This window comes from Paenibacillus auburnensis, from assembly GCF_927798115.1.
Classification (GTDB): Bacteria; Bacillota; Bacilli; order Paenibacillales; family Paenibacillaceae; genus Paenibacillus_AQ; species Paenibacillus_AQ auburnensis.
Window position 1 is genome coordinate 42,892 of record NZ_CAKMMG010000010.1, and the last position, 17,496, is coordinate 60,387.

The window sequence follows — 17,496 nt, forward strand, 5'->3', positions numbered from 1 at the left end:
AGCTTGTAAAAGAGGAGGCCATCCCGCCAAGGGATGGCCTCTATTGTCTAATAATTCTCCCCGCGGTAATACCGCTCCAGCTTATGCTCCAAGTGAACAAGCTGCGCTTTCTTCTTCTCGATATCGTCCAGCAGTGCCTGCTTCTGGTCCTCAATAAGCTTCGTCCGCTCCGGCAGGGTAGATGTTCCCGTCTTGACCATGTCGTAGTACCTCTTAACCTCTTCCACACTCATTCCCGTCTCACGCAGGCATTTCAGAAATTCCAGCCAGCCGATCACATCCTCACTGTACAGCCGGTTGTTCTGTTCATTGCGGACCGCTGGCTCCAGTAAGCCTTTGCGTTCATAGAACCGGATCGCTCCTATGTTCAGCCCTACCTGCTTAGCAACCTGTCCAATCGTAAACATCTTCATCACGTCCTGAACTTTAGTGTTGACCTACACTAAGTGTAGCATAGTAAGCTTCGGATTATTAATAGATTTTACTCTGAGGAAAGAGGGATAAAGATGACGAAGACAGCTTTGGTAACAGGTGCAAATAAGGGGATTGGACTGGAGATCGCAAGACAGCTCGGGGCAGCGGGCTGGAAGGTATTGCTCGGCGCACGCAGCATGGAGCGGGGAGAGGCTGCAGTTGCCGAATTAACCGGCCAGGGCCTGGATGTGGAGTTTCTGCAGCTGGATATGACGAATCTGGACAGTATTGAACAGGCCGCTGCCGCCATTCAGACACGCTACTCCGATCTGACGCTTTTGATTAACAATGCCGGCATGCCGGGGGCGTTCTCCAGCTCGTTCAGCACGACCCGGGAAGAGGATTTGCGGAACGCTTTTGAAGTGAATTTCTTCGGAACCTTCCGGTTGAACCAGCGTCTGTTCCCGCTCATGAAGCAGAATGAAGGCACGATTGTGAATGTTTCGACGGATATGGCGTCACTTCACTTCATGCAGCATGCGGAGTATGCGCTGAATGCATTCGACTACAACGCCTCCAAAACAGCCAACAATGCCATGACCGTCGCGATGGCCATCGAACTGGGCAACAGCAACGCCCAAGTATTCGCCGTCACCCCCGGGTTCACGAAGACCGATCTGAACGGCAATGCCGAAGGCGGAAAATCCAAGGAAGACGGGGCAGCGATCATCGTGGGCTACGCCACAGACGGCAAGCGCCATAACGGAGAGTTCCTGGATCTGAATGGCGTTTACGCCTGGTAAAAAGAATACGGTCGCCAAAAAACCGGGGAGGCCTCTGCTTTCCCGGTTTTTGTGCATCAGCAGCAGCCTCATAAGCCGTGACTTGCGGCTGCCCTGCTGTCCTGCTTACTCCTGATCGAGCGGCTGACGGATACCGTCCTCATAGAAATCGAATACCAGCTGCTGCTGTGTGCCTTTTACCGCATAGAACACATCTGCCAGCGTCTTTCCCTTCCGTTTCTTCCCAAGCTCACTCTCCAGCCACTCCCGGGTCAGTCCGTGCAGCTTCAAATTATCCTCCACCAGCATACCATCCATAATCAGCTCCACAGGAAAATCCTGCGCATGCTGAGGAATTCCCATATCCTTTTTGGTGACAAATTGGTAGGCTTCCTTCTTCAATACAGAGACCTCTCCATTGTCTTCAAGCACAGCGTAGTCCACTTCTTCGATGTTGAAGATTCCCTTTTCCCTTAAAGATTGGTCCAGCGAATCCAGGGTATAGCGGATCTTTTTCATGTTGTTTTCCATGATCTTGCCATCTTCAATGAGTACGGTAGGAGAGCCGGAGATCCAGCTTCTCATCTTGCGGTTTTTTAGAGCCAGGACCGACAGCAGAAAAGCGGTAGCCGTAAACACCACAAGAGCCAAAACTAAATATGAGGCTTTCAGGCTGACATTAAACGCAAGGTTGGCCGCAAGAGAGCCCAGCGTAATACTGGTCACAAAATCATGAAAGGTCATATTGGAAATCGTCTGCTTGCCCAGTATTTTGGGAATGAACAGCAGCAGTACAACCGATAGAATTGCCCGGATCAAAATTTCAGTATAGGTCATCCTTACCTCCTCCTCTCCCCATTATCCCCAAACGCAAACCACAACATATCCTCCAGAATAAATTCTCCGGTACGTATCCGGAACTAATTGCCCCGTTGCAATCTTCTAACAAACCAGATGATCATCAACCCGCCGATAACAAGCCCCAGCAGGCCTTCTCCGTTAATCAGAATCAGCCTGCCCCCGACTATACCTTGCTGATTCGTATAAATATCGCCGAGCACTGCCGTATTTACAACATTCCAGACCGAATGAAAGAACAACACCGGCACCAGGCTGCCCGATAAATAGTAGCAATAGGAGAATGCAAAATTAACCGTAAACACAACACAAGCCTGAATGGCACACAGCAGCAGCGGATGACTCATTCCGGTTGCCTGGGCCAGGAGAAAAACGGCTGGAACATGATACAACGCCCATACTGCCCCCACAATAAGCGTCGCCTTTATCTTTCCGTGTTGCACAGTGAGCTTCGGAAGCAGGTACCCCCGCCAGCCATATTCTTCCCCTAACACCGCGAACAGATTGACGATAATCATGATCACCATTTTTATGATTCCTCCGGTATCGGGGAGTTCATCAAACTTAAACGTTCCGATCCCGAGCAGCTGCGACACAACCGCACACAGCAGCACTAAGCCTATAGGATAACCAATGCCAAATAACAGAGCTTTGAGGTTTCCTTTGTTGTTGCCAGTGACCCGTTCTTTCAACAGAAATTTTCTAAAGCCCACAGCGATAAGCGCCGGAATAAACATAATGATTGAAAAATATTTCACACCTACTGCCGGGTCAATGAATAAAACTGCAGTCACGAGCCAGGCGGTCAATAGTACGGTAATTGAATACAGAGTTTCAGCTTTAAGCCGCGATAGACCATTTCTAATCATAAGTGAGCACTCCCATTAATATATATTTCCCTCTCATCACCCTCTCATTGTATTGCCGTAAGCGATTTGCAGAAACAGACTTTAGTAAGCATTGTGATTATGACTTTAGTAATCTATTACTCCTCTTGAAGAAACAGGTATAATGTAAAAGGATGGAATTCAATAAGGCGGATGTGATCTGTTGTGGATGTATATGAGCCCCTAAAAAACAAACCGGCAATTCTGATGTTGGTCTTCCGGATCGCAATTACTCTACTGGTATTATATGAGATCCTGATGCAGCCCCATCTTTCCACAGAAGCGCAGGCTGCTTACACTGCCGGTATTCTGCTTATTCAAGTGAATGATTATTTTCGGATTCGCCTCTATCTTTTCTTTAGAAACAACCGGATGCTGTACTTCGGATCTATGGCTGCGAGCATCGCCGGAATCGGCATATACATGGTGCAGTTCGACAGCTTGGCTACAGATGTCTATTTTATCTTCCCGGTTATCGAAATGTTCCTGTACAACAGCAAGATTCAGCCTGGTTTATTGGTTGTTCATATGGCCGTATTCCTATATACGCTAATACAGCTTAAGGCTGATGTTACACATTCCCTCTTCGCCTATCTGGCCATGCTGCTGCTCGCCTATCTGTTCCGCAGCAACAGTCTGCAGAAGAAGAAAGGCGAAGCCTTAAATGTTGAGCTGTCTGAAGCCAATGCCAAGCTTAAAGAGATTACCATCGCCCAGGAACGAACGCGGATTGCCCAGGAGCTGCATGATTCCATCGGACATGGACTTGTCTCACTAAAAATGCATCTGGAGTATGCCGGGAATATAGCGGACGCTAACCCGCAAAAAACGAAGGAGGTTATCACCAAAGCTCTCGCCATTTCACAGGCAAGCATTGATGATCTCCGGAAGGCTGTCGCCGTGCTGAAATCGAGCGCCTTAAATGAACGGATGGAGCTTCAGAAGTCCCTGAACCAGATGATCAACAGTATACAAGTGAAGGGTCGGCTGGCGTTTACATTTGATTTTGACGAAGCTGTGGAAGTTGCCACCCCGGATATTAAACATGCGATCTACAGTACGGTGCGGGAAGCGGTAACCAACGGGTTGAAACACGGCAAGGCTCAAACCTTTTATATTGAAATAAAAAAATCCAGGAGCGTTATCCAAGTGGTTGTACAAAATGATGGCGAGGCCTGTAATCATCTGCGGAAGTCGCACGGCATCCGTGGTATAGAGGAACGGATACACTCCCTGGAGGGAACCGTCCAATTCTCCTCTGCCCATGACCGCAGCTTTGCAGTCACCGCCGAAATTCCATATGTCGCAGCCAAGGAGCTGGTATAGGTGATTGAGATCCTGATTGTAGATGACCAAGGGATCGTAAGAGACGGATTAAAAATGATTTTGAGCTTATATGAGGAGATTGCCATCGTCGGAGAGGCGGCTAACGGAGAAGAGCTTCTTACCCTTTTGCAGAGCAAGGTTCCTGACGTTATTCTGATGGACATCCGAATGCCTGTTATGAACGGTATCGAGGCTACGGCAATCGTGAAACAGCTCTATCCTGGGGTGAAGGTTATCATCCTGACCACCTTTGATGAAGATGAGTATATCTTCGACGGTCTGAGAAGCGGTGCTGACGGCTATATCCTCAAAGACTCTGATTCAAAGGAAATCATCAAATGTATCCGGGCCGCGAACGAAGGCAATCTCCTGCTCCATCCGCAGGTAACCACAAGAATTGTGAATGCCCTGCATGCCATACCTCCCAAGCCGGCAGAGCAAGCCGCAGCAAAACCAGATATACGCCAGCTGCTGACACCGCGGGAAATGGATGTAGCCGAACAAGTCATGCAGGGAAAGAGTAATAAGGCGATCGGGCAGGCTCTATTCGTAACGGAGGGTACCGTTAAAAATTATGTATCCCATATCCTCGACAAGCTTCAGCTGAGCAGCCGCAGCGAACTGATCCTCTATCTCCAGGGAAAATAGACCTTACCGGCTTATGTATTTCTAATCCAATCAAAGGGTGATCTTGCTATGCCAATTCAAGCGGTATTATTTGATTTCGACGGTACGCTTGCCGATACGCTGCCGTTATCATTCACTGCTTTTAAAGCCGTGTTCAGACAATACGAGAATCGGGATGTAACCAATGATGAGCTGGTGGCGATGTTCGGCCCGACGGAGGAAGAGATTATTGAAGCTAACTTTAGCAATAAAGCTGCTGTGCCGCAGGCTGTTCAGGATTATTTCTCGATCTATGAAACAGGCCACGCCGGAGAATCGGTCCGAAATCAGGAGATTGCCGGTTTGCTGCAATGGCTGAAGGATCAGGGCATCAAGACCGCGGTGATTACCGGCAAAGGAAAACGCGCTTACCGGATCTCCTCTGAGGCGCTGAACATGCGGGGAATCTTCCAGCTCGCGATTACAGGTGATGACGTGGAGAAACCCAAGCCTGACCCGGAGGGCATCCACAAAGCGCTGGACATCCTGGGCATAGACCCGGCAGACGCTGTGTTCATTGGCGACAGCAATGCGGATATCCTCGCCGGCAAAGCCGCCGGGCTGCGTACCTACGGCGTACGCTGGCTGTCTACTTATCAGAGCCAGACTTATGATGTGGAGCCGGATGGAGTGTTTAGCCACGTCTCTGAATTTCTTGAGGTGCTGGCGGAGGAACGCAGGTAGGGCAGACACACAATGTATGGAAGAGACCGCAGCCACGCTGGCTGCGGTCTCTTTGCTGCCCAGAAAAAAGTAAAATCCGGCCTGTTTATGTAGAACAATAGTTCACTGCTCCACTCACCTTTACTCGCAATAACACTTTGTTTAGCGAATGGGCACCACCTTTGTCACCCGTGCAGGGAGTCGCTTTCGAAGGGCGAATTGTTAATAGCAAAATACCCCAAGCGGAGGAATCAAAATGGAAATGTACAAGACCAAGGAAGTTGCAGAGCTGCTGTCCGTCAGCCAGACCACGATTAAACGTTGGGCCGCCATGTTCCCTAATGTCTTTCCAAAGGACCGGTTTGGGCACTATATCTTCTCTCAGCAGGAAGTCAGTCTGCTAAAGTCTATTAAAACCCGCATCGATCAGGGGGAAACCCTGGACCGCATTACGCTGACGGGCCACAACCAGCCTGCAGGGCCGCTGCAGAGCATACGGCCCGTGCAGACAGAGGATAAACCCATGCATGAAATGTGGTCCCGCATCACGCAAATCGAACACTCGCTTGACCAGAAAGCGGACGAGGTGGTCTCCGTACAGCTGCTCCGCCAGCGCGAGGAGCTTGAAGACCTGCGCCAGATGATTCAGCAGCTGGCATTATCCATAGAAACGATACAACAGCCGGGACTCCAGGCAGCCGCAGCCCATGAAGAGCTGCACCCCGTTGCCGCCGCCAAGCTGAAGGCCCCGCCTAAGAAACGCAGCCTGCTGCGTACTTTATTCTCTCTGTGAAACGCAATCAGCCCAGGCCCCATGAATACGGGGTCTGGGCTGATTCTATGTTACTCCTGCTGCTGCAATAAGCTCTTGGCTGCCTCCACTAACTGCTCTTTGGTCATCGACACGGAGTCCGTCTGGACATGATAAGCCACGGCCTTGTCTCCGGTTTGACTTAGCCAGGTCACGTCCTGATGAACAGGGCTCTGCCCGAACAGCGACTGATCATTCTTCAAATAATGTGCGGTTATTCCGCCGATCTGGGCATCTTCAGAAGTAATCCCGGGAGGACTTAACTGAAAGATCACGGGATTACTATCACTGCCGGCAATTTGCCAGGTTAAATAAAGCGTGTCACCAGCTGCATTGCGGTAAACAGAGGTATAGGTAGCCACAATATCATCGGTTGCACCGGTCTTGCGCCACAGCATCTCACTCCCCGATGTCTTGCCCTCGGCCTTCAGCTCATCCAGAATAGCGTAAGCATCCTTCCCTAAAGTAGCCTGGAAAGGTGATGTCTCCATACCTTCAGCCAGATTATAGCTCCCCAGCAGGGTATCGGGAAGCTTCTCCTGGACACCCTGCTGCTGCAGTGCAGTTTTCCATGCCTCTAACGGAATAAGCAGCGGATTAGTGATGCCGAAGACAACAGGTGTCCCCTCTACCTCCAGGTCATAATCCCGAAGATATACAACGGCTGATTCCCCTGGACTTAATTGTGCTTTTACTTGCTGCAGGGAACCACGGATCTTCGCCACATCCTCTTGCTTGAACTCCAGCTGCTGCTCTGTCCGGTTGCTGATAGACAGCTTGCCGTGATCAGAGAACAGCTGCCTGCCCCCGGCATAGCCAAATCCGCACACCAAGATAAGGATAAGTGTAACCAAGACGAACTTGGGCATTTTACTTTTTTTGAACATCAATGATTTTCCCCCTTGTTGCATCACCTGCTGCCTGTATTCCGCCGTTATCCGGACATCCAGATCGGAAGGACACATCCGGGAATCCCGTTCGAACTCCTCTGCCAGCCGCTTCTCAATAGACAAAGCCATCCCCCTCCTTTCGTACATCCTGCCCGTCAAACCTGCGGCGTAATTGCTTAAGCGCATGATGATGCCTGGATTTTACAGTGCCTAACGGAATCTTCAAGAGCCTGGAAATCTCCTCTAGAGAGCAATCCTGATAATAGCGGAGGACAATAACCTCCCTCAGCTTGAGCGGTAGTGTCTGCAGGAGCGGAAGCAATTCCAGCTGGTCATCCAGCGCCGTAAACTGGATCTCTGCGGCAGAACCTGCTGACTTCGGAGTGCTGAGCTTCACCTTCTCAGTAATCCGAAAGAGACGCCATTCCTTCCGCTTCCAGCCCCGTACCTGCCTGACAATCAAACCGCTGAACCATGAGCCAAAGTTCTGCTGCGGATCATACTTATGCACACTTCTAAAGAGCTCAAGATACACCTCGCTCATAATATCACCGGCATCCTGCGGACGTGGGGCGAGATAGCTGATGAAGCGGTAAGCATGATCCCGTGTAGCTTCGTAAACGATCTGGAACGCTTGTTCATCTCCCTGGCTCATCCGGATAAGCCACGGGGTTAAATCTAAGTCCTTCATAAGGCCGGCCTCCATTCAGGTGTTACAACGGATATTGGCTCGATGGGGTAGAAAGGTTCAAATGGGAAAGTAATACTTTCAATAAGCGCCCTTTGTAGCACTCCACTCCCCCAAAATGCCTAATAGCCGTCCCTTTGTTCAACATTTCTATTGAAATTGAAATCACTCCTGTATATAGTGGGAAAACCTCCACCTAAACCTTTCAGTTTCACCGTAAATCAGAATTTAAATGGAAAACCTCCATCTAATTTCCTGGAAAATGCTCATTTGGAGATGTATGTAAGGAATTAGCGGGATAATTTCCCACTAGTATCTCTCTCTGTCCCTTCTCGTGATAATTAGATGGAGAAAATCCCACTACTATGCCTGCACAGAGTTCAACAAGCCTGTGCCTCTCAAGGAGTACCTTTGGGACAATCCACACTGCTTCCATGCTTAAATTTAGTTAGTTTATTCTATACATCACAGCTTGCCGCAGGCAGGCCAAGAAGGAGCCACCTATGTCCGTCCTTGAAATCATTCCCTGGATTGTCGCTTCCGTAGTTTTGCTGTCCGTGGTGTGGATTGTGCTCATAAGCTGGAGGAATGGGATCTCGCCGATGCCTACCTCCAAATCTGTCCGGCTGGTAGTTTCCGCAGAGGTGAACCGGATTCCGGGGTACGGCAATATTATTGAGGCGGGGTCTGGCTGGGGGACGCTGGGGCTGGACGTCATCCGTCATTGTCCCGGCAAAAGGCTGACCGGTATTGAGAATTCCAGCCTGCCTTTGTGGTTTTCTCAGCTGCATACTATACTGCTGACCCGGTTCCTGCCGGTAGCCGGCAGCCAGGAAAGTCTATGTAAGAGGGTTTATTTTAAACGGGGAGATATCTATAAAAGCTCCTATAGCGATGCCGATATTGTGCTCTGTTATTTGTTCCCTGGCGCAATGGTACGGCTGGCGGAGAAATTCAAGCAGGAGCTGCCTCCCGGCGCAGTGGTGATCAGCGTCTGTTTTGCCCTGCCGGGCAGGCAGCCTATCCGTACTATAACCTGCAAGGACCGTCTGCGGACTAAGGTGTATGTGTATCACTACTAAGCTTCACTCTGTCCTTTATGTGATAATACATATTTCCTGAAATAATAGACAAAGGGGGCATATAACCATCGCGCCTCTTCTATTTCTTCCTTAAAGTCTTTTTGAAGCATCTCCGCCTGACGATATTCCAAATCGGCGGAGTATTCGCTGTGTACATACATATCCAGCATATCATAGAAGAATCCGCATCCATTTTTTACGATTTGATAGCCGTCTGCAAAATCACCGGAGGCCTTCAAAAAAGCAGACCAGGACATTTCCCTCCGCTCATACCTCAAAAACAAACAACCGATATGGAGATCAAATAATGAATCCTCGAAAGCTTCGAACGGCTCAGAAAAGGCGTAGGTATTCACAATCCTCTCCGCGTCTTTATTATAGCTGGTTACCGCAAGGTCAATAATCCAATAGGGTGGTTTATCTAACTTTTCAATGATTTCGTCGCAGAACATGAAATAGTGCTCATACCAAATCAGCCCCGATTCAAGCATGATCGCTAATCTTCTTGCGAATTGTTTGTCCAATCCTATCATCATATAAGAAAATCCGCCGAAGCCAGAACTACAGAGGTCTCGATTTGCCGCTCAGGGACATCCCAGTACTTTTGCAGGAGCATCTTCTTCTCATTCGCGGTAACCAGAGCAAATCCGTTCTTAACATAAAAAGAGATCGCCCAGGACGCAGCTTCCCAGGTGCCGATCAGGATAGGCTTCTCCGTAAGGGAAATAATATGTTTTAATAGGGACGACCCGATGCCGCCTTGACGCCGGGCTGTTCGGACATACGCATGCCGGATCAATGCCACCTCGCCTTTATCCTGAATGCCCATCACCCCCACAAGCTCTCCGTCCTCTTCGATCCCCCAGAAAACAACCCCATTCTCAATCTCATGGCCCAGCTCCTCCCGGCTCATATACGGCTCGTGATACCGGTCAGCTGGAATAACCCCCTCGTATGCCTTGGCTGCATCGTTAATAATCCGGTACATGGTATCCTCATCTTGTTTCCCGCATAATCGAATCATTCTAGCCCTCCTCTGTGTGGGTTTGACTTATCCTTTAGCTAACTGAAGTTTTGCTGGACAACTATATTCCCCTTATTTTATCAGATACCCTCACTCCAGGAAAATAATTCTAAATCTGACACATAGACTTGTCTCCGGGGTAGGCTCAAGGCATTTCCGGCAAAAAACCTCCGCCCATATGGGCGGAGGCTCTCGTAGCTATTGCGGTCTATTGCTTAATGTTCTTTATTTCTTATTCGCCAGGAAAGCGTCGATCTGCGCTTGCAGCTCGGTCTGGATTTTCTCAACGCCTGCCGCTTTCAGCTGCTTGTTCAGGTCTGCAAGGCCTTTGTCGATATTGTCGATTACGCCGTATTCGAGCGGAATAGCGTAGCGGAGCATTACATTGCCGACATTGGCAATTTCCGTTTTCACTTTGCTGTTGTCGAATACGAATGTTTCAAGATCATAGTGGTAAACTTCAGCTTCCCATTTTTTTACGAAGTCGGAAGCTTCCTGCGGGAAAGCTTCATTGTCGCGGTTAAGCGGCGAGTTGAAGTTCCAGTTCGAGAAGCCGGTATAGTTCGGGTTCTTGTCGAGCGCTTTGTATTTGTCATCGCCAACCGGTTCATAGTGTACGCCGCTGATACCGTACATCATCAGGTCATGCAGCTGTTTATCGTTCTGCATCAGGTTGATGAACATCAGGGAACGTTCTACATTCTTCGAAGTGGCATGGATCGATGTACCGTTCTGTGTCGAGATCGCTACCGATTTCTTCTTGCCTTGGTTGATGTCAGCCAGCGCTACTTCATAAGGCGAATTTTCCTGGCGCATCAACGCCATCAGTGCACCAAGGGTACCGTTGTTGTGCGTAATCGATGCGGTTTTGCCTGCTTTGAAGTCTGCCTGATGGTCGTTTTTGCTGTTCAGCACGTTTTTCGACCAGGCATTGTTATCCGCAAGATCCTTGTAATAAACCAGCAGATCCTTGAATTCCTGTGTTTCATAAACGTTGAATACTTTGCCTGTCGGATCGTCTAATTTGAAGGCAAACGGAAGGTCAAGGTCGAACATATTCCATTCATTCTGCTGCTTCAGCAGTACACGGTCCAGGTTATGATATTTCCAGTCGCCTGTTTCCGGTGTGAACGGGGTAACACCTTTCTCTTTTTCAGCGATCGTCTTCAAGTACGTAGCATACGATTCCGGGCTGTTGATTTCAGGAAGATTGTATTTTTTGCGCAAATCCTCACGATACAGGATCATCTTCTCTACCGACTCGCCTCTGTTTTGCGGAACCATGTACAGCTTACCGTTAACCTTGGCCTGATCCCAGCTTACATCGGACATAGCTGCTACCGTTTCCGGCATGTATTTATTAAGCATCTCATCCGTCAATTCCAGGAATCCGCCCTTCAGCGCCTGGTCATTGTAGCCGGCCCAGTTCGCCGAATAGATGAGGTCGAAATCTTCATTAGCCGCGAGCTTCAGCGGATATTTCTGTGCCCAGTCGGACCAGTCCAGGAACTCGCCTTCTACAGTCGCATTGATCTTTTCTTTCAATACTTTGTTGATTTCTGCAAAAACACTATCATAATCTACCGGCTTAGGTCCCACAAAAATCATTTTCAGCTTCACTTCTTTGGATGTATCGATGGCATCTGAAGCTGCAGGATCTGCCGCATTCCCGGTGTCTGTAGCGGTATTTGCTGCATTATTGGTAGCCTCTGCCGGTGCATTGGCATTGTTATTACCGCCGCCGCATGCACTCAGAATCATAACGAAGGTTAAAACGAGCGCCAGCAACATCATTCTATTTCTTTTTAGCATCTCAAGCCTTCCCCCTTGTAGTTAGATATGAAATCTATTGATAAACCGGGTATACCCGGGTTCATCCTTTCACCGCGCCAATCGTTAAACCTTGGACAAAGTATCTCTGCACGAATGGATAAGCCAGCAGAATCGGCCCCGTTGCCACGACGGTCATAGCCATCTTGAGACTCTCGGTCGGAATTGCAGTGGTTACTACAGCTCCGGCACCCATCATTGCTTTACGCATACCATCCATATTGCCCAGCATCTTGTACAAATAATACTGAAGCGGCATCAGCTTCTCATCGGATATAAACAGCAGGGCATTGTACCAGTCATTCCAGTAAGCCAGGGCAAGGAATAATCCGATGGTAGCAAGCGCCGGCTTCGAGAGCGGCAGGATCAGGCGGAGGTAAATCTTGAAATCGCCCGCACCGTCAATTTTAGCCGATTCGACAATCGCTTCCGGAATGCTGCTCATAAACGACTTCATAACAATGATGTAGAAGACGTTAAGCATCATCGGCACGATTAAGGCCATTGGCGTATCCTTCAGGTTGAGGTAGTTGACAATGAGCAGGTACCACGGAACCAGCCCGCCGCTAAACAGCGTTGTAAAGAAGAAGAAGAATGAAAACTTATTACGCCATTTGAAATCTTTACGGCACAGTACATAAGCAGTCATCGATGTCAGAAACAGGCCCAGCAGCGTACCGGTTATCGTAACCCCAATGGTTACCAGGTAGGCATTTATCATTTCCTGCGGGTATTTGAACAGAATGCTATAAGCCTCGGTAGAGAAGGCCGTCGGTATAAACTGGTAGCCATCCGTTACGATCTTCGTTTCTTCAGTAAGGGATGAAGATACGACAAGAATAAACGGGAAGATACATAAAACTGCGAGTATGATCAGGGATACATAACCAATGCCTGAAAATATTTTACGATCAAGCTGCTTCATATCGTTACCTCCATTATAGAAAACTAAACTTTATGCGGCTTAGAAAAGGGCGCGGTCTTTGTCGTACTTGCGGACAGCGTAGTTTACAGTCATGATTGTCACGAATCCGAGCACCGATTGGAACACGCCAGCCGCAGCCGACATTCCTATATCATTGGAAGTAATCAGCGATCTGAATACGAAGGTATCGATAACGTCTGTCGAAGAGAACAACAGCCCGTTGTTGCCGACCATGTTGTAGAACATCCCGAAATCTCCGCGGAAAATGTTCCCGACCGCCAGCAGCACCAGAATAATAATCGTCGGATACAGATTCGGTATCGTTACTTTCAGGATCCGCTGGAAAATGTTAGCGCCGTCAATTTCGGCCGCTTCGTACATCTCGGTATCGATCCCTGAAATCGCGGCCAGGTACATTACTGTACCATATCCAAGACTCTTCCAGGCAGCTACGATTACCAGAATGTATGGCCAGTAGGCCGGTGTATTGTAAATATCGACAGGCTCAAGGCCGAGGCCCCGAAGCAGCGCATTCACTGTGCCGATATCATAGTTGAGCAGGTTATAGGCAATCGCGCCGACAACGACCCAGGAGATAAAATAAGGCAGAAACAACGCCGATTGCGTGATTTTGCGGAACCATTTGCCCCCGACCTCGAACAGCATAATCGCGGCAAAGATCTGCAAAACGTTATTCACGGTAATAAACGCAATGTTGTATAGTGCCGTATTTCGTGTGACCCTCCAGGCATCCCCTGATTCAAAGAAAAAGCGGAAATTATCCAGCCCGTTCCAGGCGCTTCCGAAGATCCCTCCGGCGTAATCATATTTCTTAAAGGCAATTACGATACCCGCCATCGGGATATAAGCAAACAGGAGAAAAAATGCAACTGCCGGTGCCAGCATCAGTAAGAGAACCTTGTAATTTTTCAAATCGCTCCAGAATGTATGCCCTTTCATTTCTGCACCCCTCTCTTCTCTATATGTCTATTATAAGAGTGGGCGGGCGGCAGGATAATTCAGCGAAACAACTAAACCTAATACTAATTCAACGATTTACTATAAAGAGTGAACTTGTGATCTTTTCATTTTGGGATTGGCCGTGACTACAGAGAATGTTTGGACTTCCGGCCGCTGTTGTCTGCAGATTTCTTGATTAATACCGTTTCCACGGTTGAAATCCGCAGACAAAGGCGGACGCTACCGCTCCTACAGTTCCAAACTTCTCTTCCGCCACTATTCCCTACATGTATCTCCTCAAGTTCAATCTATATAGTAAAAATACAAACCCCTGTTCCATCCGGAACAGGGGCCGCTTCGAACCGCTTCAAATTTTATGTTTCTTCCGGTACTCACCGGGCGACATTCCCATATGCTGCTTGAACTGCCGGTTGAAATAAATGATATTTTTATACCCGGCCTGCTCTGCAATCTCATACACCTTTTTTGTCGGATCCTGCAGCAGCTCACATACCCGTTTCATGCGGAGTTCACCGACGAAGTCGCTGAACAGGCTGTTTGTTTCCACCTTGAACAAATGGCCCAGATAGTTGGGGGTGAAGTCGAAATGGGCGGCGACCTCGTTTAAGGTGATCTTTTGGTCCAGTCTGTCCTTCACATATTCGGTGATTTCATCGATCAGCTTCCGCTTCTGCCGCTGGCGCTTCAAATACAGCCGCTCCGACAGTTCGAAGAATCTTCTCCGCAGCCAGGACAGGATATCATGCACCGTTTCGAACTGGAACAGCACAAACGGCTGATGGGATTCCCAATTCAGAATCTCGTACAAATGCTCATTCATTTGCCGCAGATCGGCATGGAGCTTGGAGGTAATCCGGATAATAATATCGTAAATCTCGTTTTTCTGGGAGAGCGGGCTGTCCCCGGCAAAAAGCTGCAGCAGACAATCGTCTACAGTGGTCAGATCATAGTCGAGCATAGCCTTAAGCATCCGGTCCACAATTTCCTCTAAATCTGGCGCGATTCTCTCCTTCGGGTGCCACTCCGAGGCATCCTGGATGAGCCGGTTTTTGCCGACAATCCATTTAATGCTGAGAGCAGCCTGGGCCTGCCGGTAGGAATCATGCAGCTTGACCGCTTCTGTGGTGTACATCCCTCTTCCAATTGTAATGGAGCAGGAAAACTGCTGATAAAACGCCCGGATCAGCTCTCCCAGCAAGGCGTTGAAATGCTGTTCCTGTACCGCAGCCAAGATCACAAAGTGATAATCATAGGTCATGATCACCATACCCAGATTATGCTCCTGGGCGAAACTGCGGATGAACTGGCTGGCACTGCTGCTCCATGCGCTCCGCTCTTCTTCACTCCAGCCTTTCAGTTTCCAGGCCATATCGTCGATCTCAATGATGGCGACCGCCGACGCGCCTTGTAAGTAAGACGTTAGCACACTATGAACATGCGCCTCCACCTGCCCCGGGGCAGACTCATTGAACCAGCGCAGCAGCAGCTCCTGATTGACCAGCGACAGCGTTTCGGATAAGGATATATTCTGCTCCCTCTCCTGCTTGATCTTGGAACAGAGTCTGGACAGCATCTCATTAAGCTCATCGTCACCCACAGGCTTGAGCAGATAATCGGATGCATTCAATTGAATTGCCTCTCTGGCATAGCTGAAGTCCTGATGTCCGCTGATAAAAACAATTTCCACCTCAGGATTCAGCTCTTTTGCTTTCCGCGCAAATTCCACCCCCGTCATGATTGGCATGCGGATATCGGAGAGAATAATGTCAATCCGGTGCTGCTCCATCAATTTCAATGCGGCAAAGCCGCTTGTCGCCGTTCTGACACTATGCAAAGGCAAATGTTCGCTGCCCGCGACGCGACGCCTGAGCCATTCCAGATCGATAGCCTCGTCATCCACCAGCAGAATATTTATTTCCATTGCCATACACTTACTCCCCCATCACTTCACGTATTTCTGCATTCTCCACCGGTAAAATAATCTGCACGGTTGTTCCTGCGCCAAAATAGCTGCCGATCTGCATCCCAAAATCATTGCCGTATCTCAGCTTGATCCGTTCCTCCACGTTTTTCAGGCCATAGCTTCCCGTCTGGAACGTGCTCGAACGCATTTTTCGCAGCGTATCCGGCCGCATGCCGATCCCGTTATCAATCACCTTGAGTTCGATGCGGTCACCAAGCCGCTTTCCTGTAATCCGGATAGCGATCGTCTCCCCGAACCAGGCGTGCTTGAATATATTTTCCACAAACGGCTGCAGGATCAGCTTGATAATCGGAACCTGTAAAATTTCCGGATCAATATCATAATAGACCTCGAAAGCGTCCGCATATTTGACTCTCTGGATTTCCAGATACATTCTCACCTGCTCCAGCTCTTTTTCAAGCGAGATGTACACCTGGCCTTCGTTCAAGGTAAGCCGGTAAAATTTCGACAGCCCCTGTACCATCTGCGTCACCTTCTCGACTTCGCCCAGGTTAGCCAGACTACCGATGGTCGACAACGTATTGTATAAGAAATGCGGGCTGATCTGGGCCTGCAGCACATCCAGCTCCGCCTGCTTTTTCTGGATCCCCTGCACATAGACGTTATGGATCAGCTCCTGGATGCTTGCCGCCATCTGATTAAAGCTGTTCGCAATATAAACAAATTCATCATTCCCCGGGAACCCGATCCGTTTGTAAAAGTTCCCTTCCTGAAAGGAGCGGGCCAAATAGACGATCCGCTTAATTTTCTTGCCGGATATGCGGGCAACCAGGAAGCCGATCACCGCCATCACTAAAAAGCTGATAGCGCACACGGTAGTGATCACTTTCTGCATCCGGCTCGCATCCTTGTTCAGATAGGTGTGCGGTACCCGTGCCTCGATGACGTAGCCCGATAACGAAATATCTTCACTAATGATTAAATAGGCATCCTGCTTGGCCTGCTTGTCCACTGCACCCCGCTCGTACAGCGTCAGTCCGCTAGCCCGGTCAATCAGGCGCAGATCCAGACCCTGGTCAACCGGAAAGGTATCGAAACTGCCGAACAGCTCGTCAATTCTCGCGGTAACCCGGATATACCCGATAACAGCCGGGGCTGCGTTTGAAGCAACCAGCTTGCGGAAATACGAAATGTTGCCCAGTCCGCGGTCGCTGTCCGCCTGCAGCCAGACGCTGTCTTTATTATTCGCAACAAGCGAATTGAACCATTCCGTATTCTCAATAGCCCGGAGGGGCAGCACATAATAATCACTTCTGCCGATGGGCGCCGACATTTCATCCCCGGTAATTTCCAGCATCGACTCATTTACGGCATATAGCGCAAGTCTCAGCTTGTTCCCGTATAATTGCAGAGGAGCCTTCATATAAGGAACGATATCATCCCGCATTTTGAGCATATTCTCCAGAGGCTCTCCCCTAAACTGCAGCGCATTCTGAAAATTCGTATTGAGAAACAGCGAATTACTCATCCGTTTGATTTCATCGGTCTGGTATTCGATATTGTTTCTTGTCTGTTTCAGGGCCGTCCGTACATTCGTTTCTGCCATTTCGGTTCTGGACTCGACGAGCATCGTATATGCAATATAACCAACCAGCATATCTGTCAGAAGTACAAGAATGAGATACGGGATCATCATCTTGTAGGTGAACGGGATATACTTTTTACTGGACAAGAACCTCTCCATC

At 49.0% G+C, this 17,496-nt stretch carries 18 protein-coding genes; 6 read left to right on the forward strand and 12 right to left on the reverse strand.

Annotated elements, in window-relative coordinates; all coding sequences use genetic code 11:
- Positions 1-47: 47 nt before the first annotated feature.
- On the reverse strand, positions 48-407 hold the full coding sequence (locus L6H70_RS23990) for a MerR family transcriptional regulator (RefSeq protein ID WP_236336695.1): 360 nt from the start codon (positions 405-407) through the stop codon (positions 48-50).
- Between the two features lie 99 nt (positions 408-506).
- On the opposite strand from L6H70_RS23990, the gene L6H70_RS23995 reads away from it, so the two are divergent.
- Complete coding sequence (locus tag L6H70_RS23995) at positions 507-1,217, forward strand: SDR family NAD(P)-dependent oxidoreductase (protein WP_236336696.1); 711 nt, start codon at positions 507-509, stop codon at positions 1,215-1,217.
- A 105-nt stretch (positions 1,218-1,322) separates the two neighbouring features.
- Here the strand turns inward: L6H70_RS23995 and L6H70_RS24000 are convergent, their stop codons facing one another.
- Together L6H70_RS24000 and L6H70_RS24005 are read right to left on the reverse strand one after the other, a co-directional pair.
- The gene (locus L6H70_RS24000; protein WP_236336697.1) at positions 1,323-2,033 is read right to left on the reverse strand and encodes a DUF421 domain-containing protein; all 711 of its coding nucleotides are present in this window, start codon (positions 2,031-2,033) and stop codon (positions 1,323-1,325) included.
- An 83-nt stretch (positions 2,034-2,116) separates the two neighbouring features.
- On the reverse strand, positions 2,117-2,923 hold the full coding sequence (locus L6H70_RS24005; protein ID WP_236336698.1) for a CPBP family intramembrane glutamic endopeptidase: 807 nt from the start codon (positions 2,921-2,923) through the stop codon (positions 2,117-2,119).
- A gap of 183 nt (positions 2,924-3,106) precedes the next feature.
- Here L6H70_RS24005 and L6H70_RS24010 point away from each other — a divergent pair, with 183 nt between their 5' ends.
- The 4 genes from L6H70_RS24010 (at position 3,107) to L6H70_RS24025 (ending at position 6,389) form a co-directional block, all read left to right on the forward strand.
- Positions 3,107-4,267 (forward strand): sensor histidine kinase, encoded by a 1,161-nt coding sequence (locus tag L6H70_RS24010; protein WP_236336699.1) that lies wholly within the window; start codon positions 3,107-3,109, stop codon positions 4,265-4,267.
- Positions 4,268-4,270: 3 nt separating this feature from the next.
- Positions 4,271-4,915, forward strand: a complete 645-nt coding sequence (locus L6H70_RS24015) for a response regulator (RefSeq protein WP_236336852.1) — start codon at positions 4,271-4,273, stop codon at positions 4,913-4,915.
- A 48-nt stretch (positions 4,916-4,963) separates the two neighbouring features.
- On the forward strand, positions 4,964-5,617 hold the full coding sequence (locus L6H70_RS24020) for an HAD family hydrolase (protein ID WP_236336701.1): 654 nt from the start codon (positions 4,964-4,966) through the stop codon (positions 5,615-5,617).
- Positions 5,618-5,852: 235 nt separating this feature from the next.
- Entirely contained in the window at positions 5,853-6,389 is a 537-nt protein-coding gene (locus L6H70_RS24025; protein ID WP_236336703.1) for a MerR family transcriptional regulator, read from the forward strand.
- 50 nt (positions 6,390-6,439) lie between these two features.
- Here L6H70_RS24025 and L6H70_RS24030 read toward each other — a convergent pair whose 3' ends face one another.
- Positions 6,440-7,420, reverse strand: a complete 981-nt coding sequence (locus L6H70_RS24030; protein ID WP_236336704.1) for a hypothetical protein — start codon at positions 7,418-7,420, stop codon at positions 6,440-6,442.
- Entirely contained in the window at positions 7,410-7,988 is a 579-nt protein-coding gene (locus tag L6H70_RS24035; RefSeq protein WP_236336705.1) for a sigma-70 family RNA polymerase sigma factor, read from the reverse strand. Before L6H70_RS24035 ends, L6H70_RS24030 begins: the two co-directional genes overlap by 11 nt.
- Before the next feature lie 500 nt (positions 7,989-8,488).
- On the opposite strand from L6H70_RS24035, the gene L6H70_RS24040 reads away from it, so the two are divergent.
- Positions 8,489-9,067 (forward strand): class I SAM-dependent methyltransferase, encoded by a 579-nt coding sequence (locus L6H70_RS24040; RefSeq protein WP_236336706.1) that lies wholly within the window; start codon positions 8,489-8,491, stop codon positions 9,065-9,067.
- On the opposite strand, the gene L6H70_RS24045 is transcribed toward L6H70_RS24040, so the two are convergent.
- The 7 genes from L6H70_RS24045 to L6H70_RS24075 all read right to left on the reverse strand — a co-directional run bounded on the left by L6H70_RS24045 (position 9,064) and on the right by L6H70_RS24075 (position 17,495).
- Positions 9,064-9,591, reverse strand: a complete 528-nt coding sequence (locus L6H70_RS24045; protein ID WP_236336707.1) for a hypothetical protein — start codon at positions 9,589-9,591, stop codon at positions 9,064-9,066. The two genes, L6H70_RS24040 and L6H70_RS24045, sit on opposite strands and share 4 nt — an antisense overlap.
- Positions 9,592-9,599: 8 nt before the next feature.
- Entirely contained in the window at positions 9,600-10,091 is a 492-nt protein-coding gene (locus L6H70_RS24050) for a GNAT family N-acetyltransferase (protein WP_236336708.1), read from the reverse strand.
- Between the two features lie 225 nt (positions 10,092-10,316).
- Entirely contained in the window at positions 10,317-11,903 is a 1,587-nt protein-coding gene (locus tag L6H70_RS24055) for an ABC transporter substrate-binding protein (protein WP_236336709.1), read from the reverse strand.
- 61 nt (positions 11,904-11,964) lie between these two features.
- Complete coding sequence (locus L6H70_RS24060; protein WP_236336710.1) at positions 11,965-12,846, reverse strand: carbohydrate ABC transporter permease; 882 nt, start codon at positions 12,844-12,846, stop codon at positions 11,965-11,967.
- 39 nt (positions 12,847-12,885) lie between these two features.
- Positions 12,886-13,806 carry an ABC transporter permease gene (locus L6H70_RS24065; protein WP_206102513.1) on the reverse strand — a complete coding sequence of 307 codons (921 nt, stop codon included), beginning with the start codon at positions 13,804-13,806 and terminating at the stop codon, positions 12,886-12,888.
- A gap of 367 nt (positions 13,807-14,173) precedes the next feature.
- Complete coding sequence (locus L6H70_RS24070; RefSeq protein ID WP_341482759.1) at positions 14,174-15,754, reverse strand: response regulator; 1,581 nt, start codon at positions 15,752-15,754, stop codon at positions 14,174-14,176.
- A gap of 4 nt (positions 15,755-15,758) precedes the next feature.
- Positions 15,759-17,495 (reverse strand): sensor histidine kinase, encoded by a 1,737-nt coding sequence (locus tag L6H70_RS24075; protein WP_236336712.1) that lies wholly within the window; start codon positions 17,493-17,495, stop codon positions 15,759-15,761.
- Between the last annotated feature and the right edge of the window lies 1 nt (position 17,496).

Bases quoted from the DNA above. Each gene is read 5' to 3' on its own strand.
- L6H70_RS23990 (WP_236336695.1), bottom strand. From the start codon at position 407: ATGTTTACGATTGGACAGGTTGCTAAGCAGGTAGGGCTGAACATAGGA.
- L6H70_RS23995 (WP_236336696.1), top strand. From the start codon at position 507: ATGACGAAGACAGCTTTGGTAACAGGTGCAAATAAGGGGATTGGACTG.
- L6H70_RS24000 (WP_236336697.1), bottom strand. From the start codon at position 2,033: ATGACCTATACTGAAATTTTGATCCGGGCAATTCTATCGGTTGTACTG.
- L6H70_RS24005 (WP_236336698.1), bottom strand. From the start codon at position 2,923: ATGATTAGAAATGGTCTATCGCGGCTTAAAGCTGAAACTCTGTATTCA.
- L6H70_RS24020 (WP_236336701.1), top strand. From the start codon at position 4,964: ATGCCAATTCAAGCGGTATTATTTGATTTCGACGGTACGCTTGCCGAT.
- L6H70_RS24025 (WP_236336703.1), top strand. From the start codon at position 5,853: ATGGAAATGTACAAGACCAAGGAAGTTGCAGAGCTGCTGTCCGTCAGC.
- L6H70_RS24035 (WP_236336705.1), bottom strand. From the start codon at position 7,988: ATGAAGGACTTAGATTTAACCCCGTGGCTTATCCGGATGAGCCAGGGA.
- L6H70_RS24040 (WP_236336706.1), top strand. From the start codon at position 8,489: ATGTCCGTCCTTGAAATCATTCCCTGGATTGTCGCTTCCGTAGTTTTG.
- L6H70_RS24050 (WP_236336708.1), bottom strand. From the start codon at position 10,091: ATGATTCGATTATGCGGGAAACAAGATGAGGATACCATGTACCGGATT.
- L6H70_RS24055 (WP_236336709.1), bottom strand. From the start codon at position 11,903: ATGCTAAAAAGAAATAGAATGATGTTGCTGGCGCTCGTTTTAACCTTC.
- L6H70_RS24060 (WP_236336710.1), bottom strand. From the start codon at position 12,846: ATGAAGCAGCTTGATCGTAAAATATTTTCAGGCATTGGTTATGTATCC.
- L6H70_RS24065 (WP_206102513.1), bottom strand. From the start codon at position 13,806: ATGAAAGGGCATACATTCTGGAGCGATTTGAAAAATTACAAGGTTCTC.
- L6H70_RS24070 (WP_341482759.1), bottom strand. From the start codon at position 15,754: ATGGCAATGGAAATAAATATTCTGCTGGTGGATGACGAGGCTATCGAT.
- L6H70_RS24075 (WP_236336712.1), bottom strand. From the start codon at position 17,495: ATGGAGAGGTTCTTGTCCAGTAAAAAGTATATCCCGTTCACCTACAAG.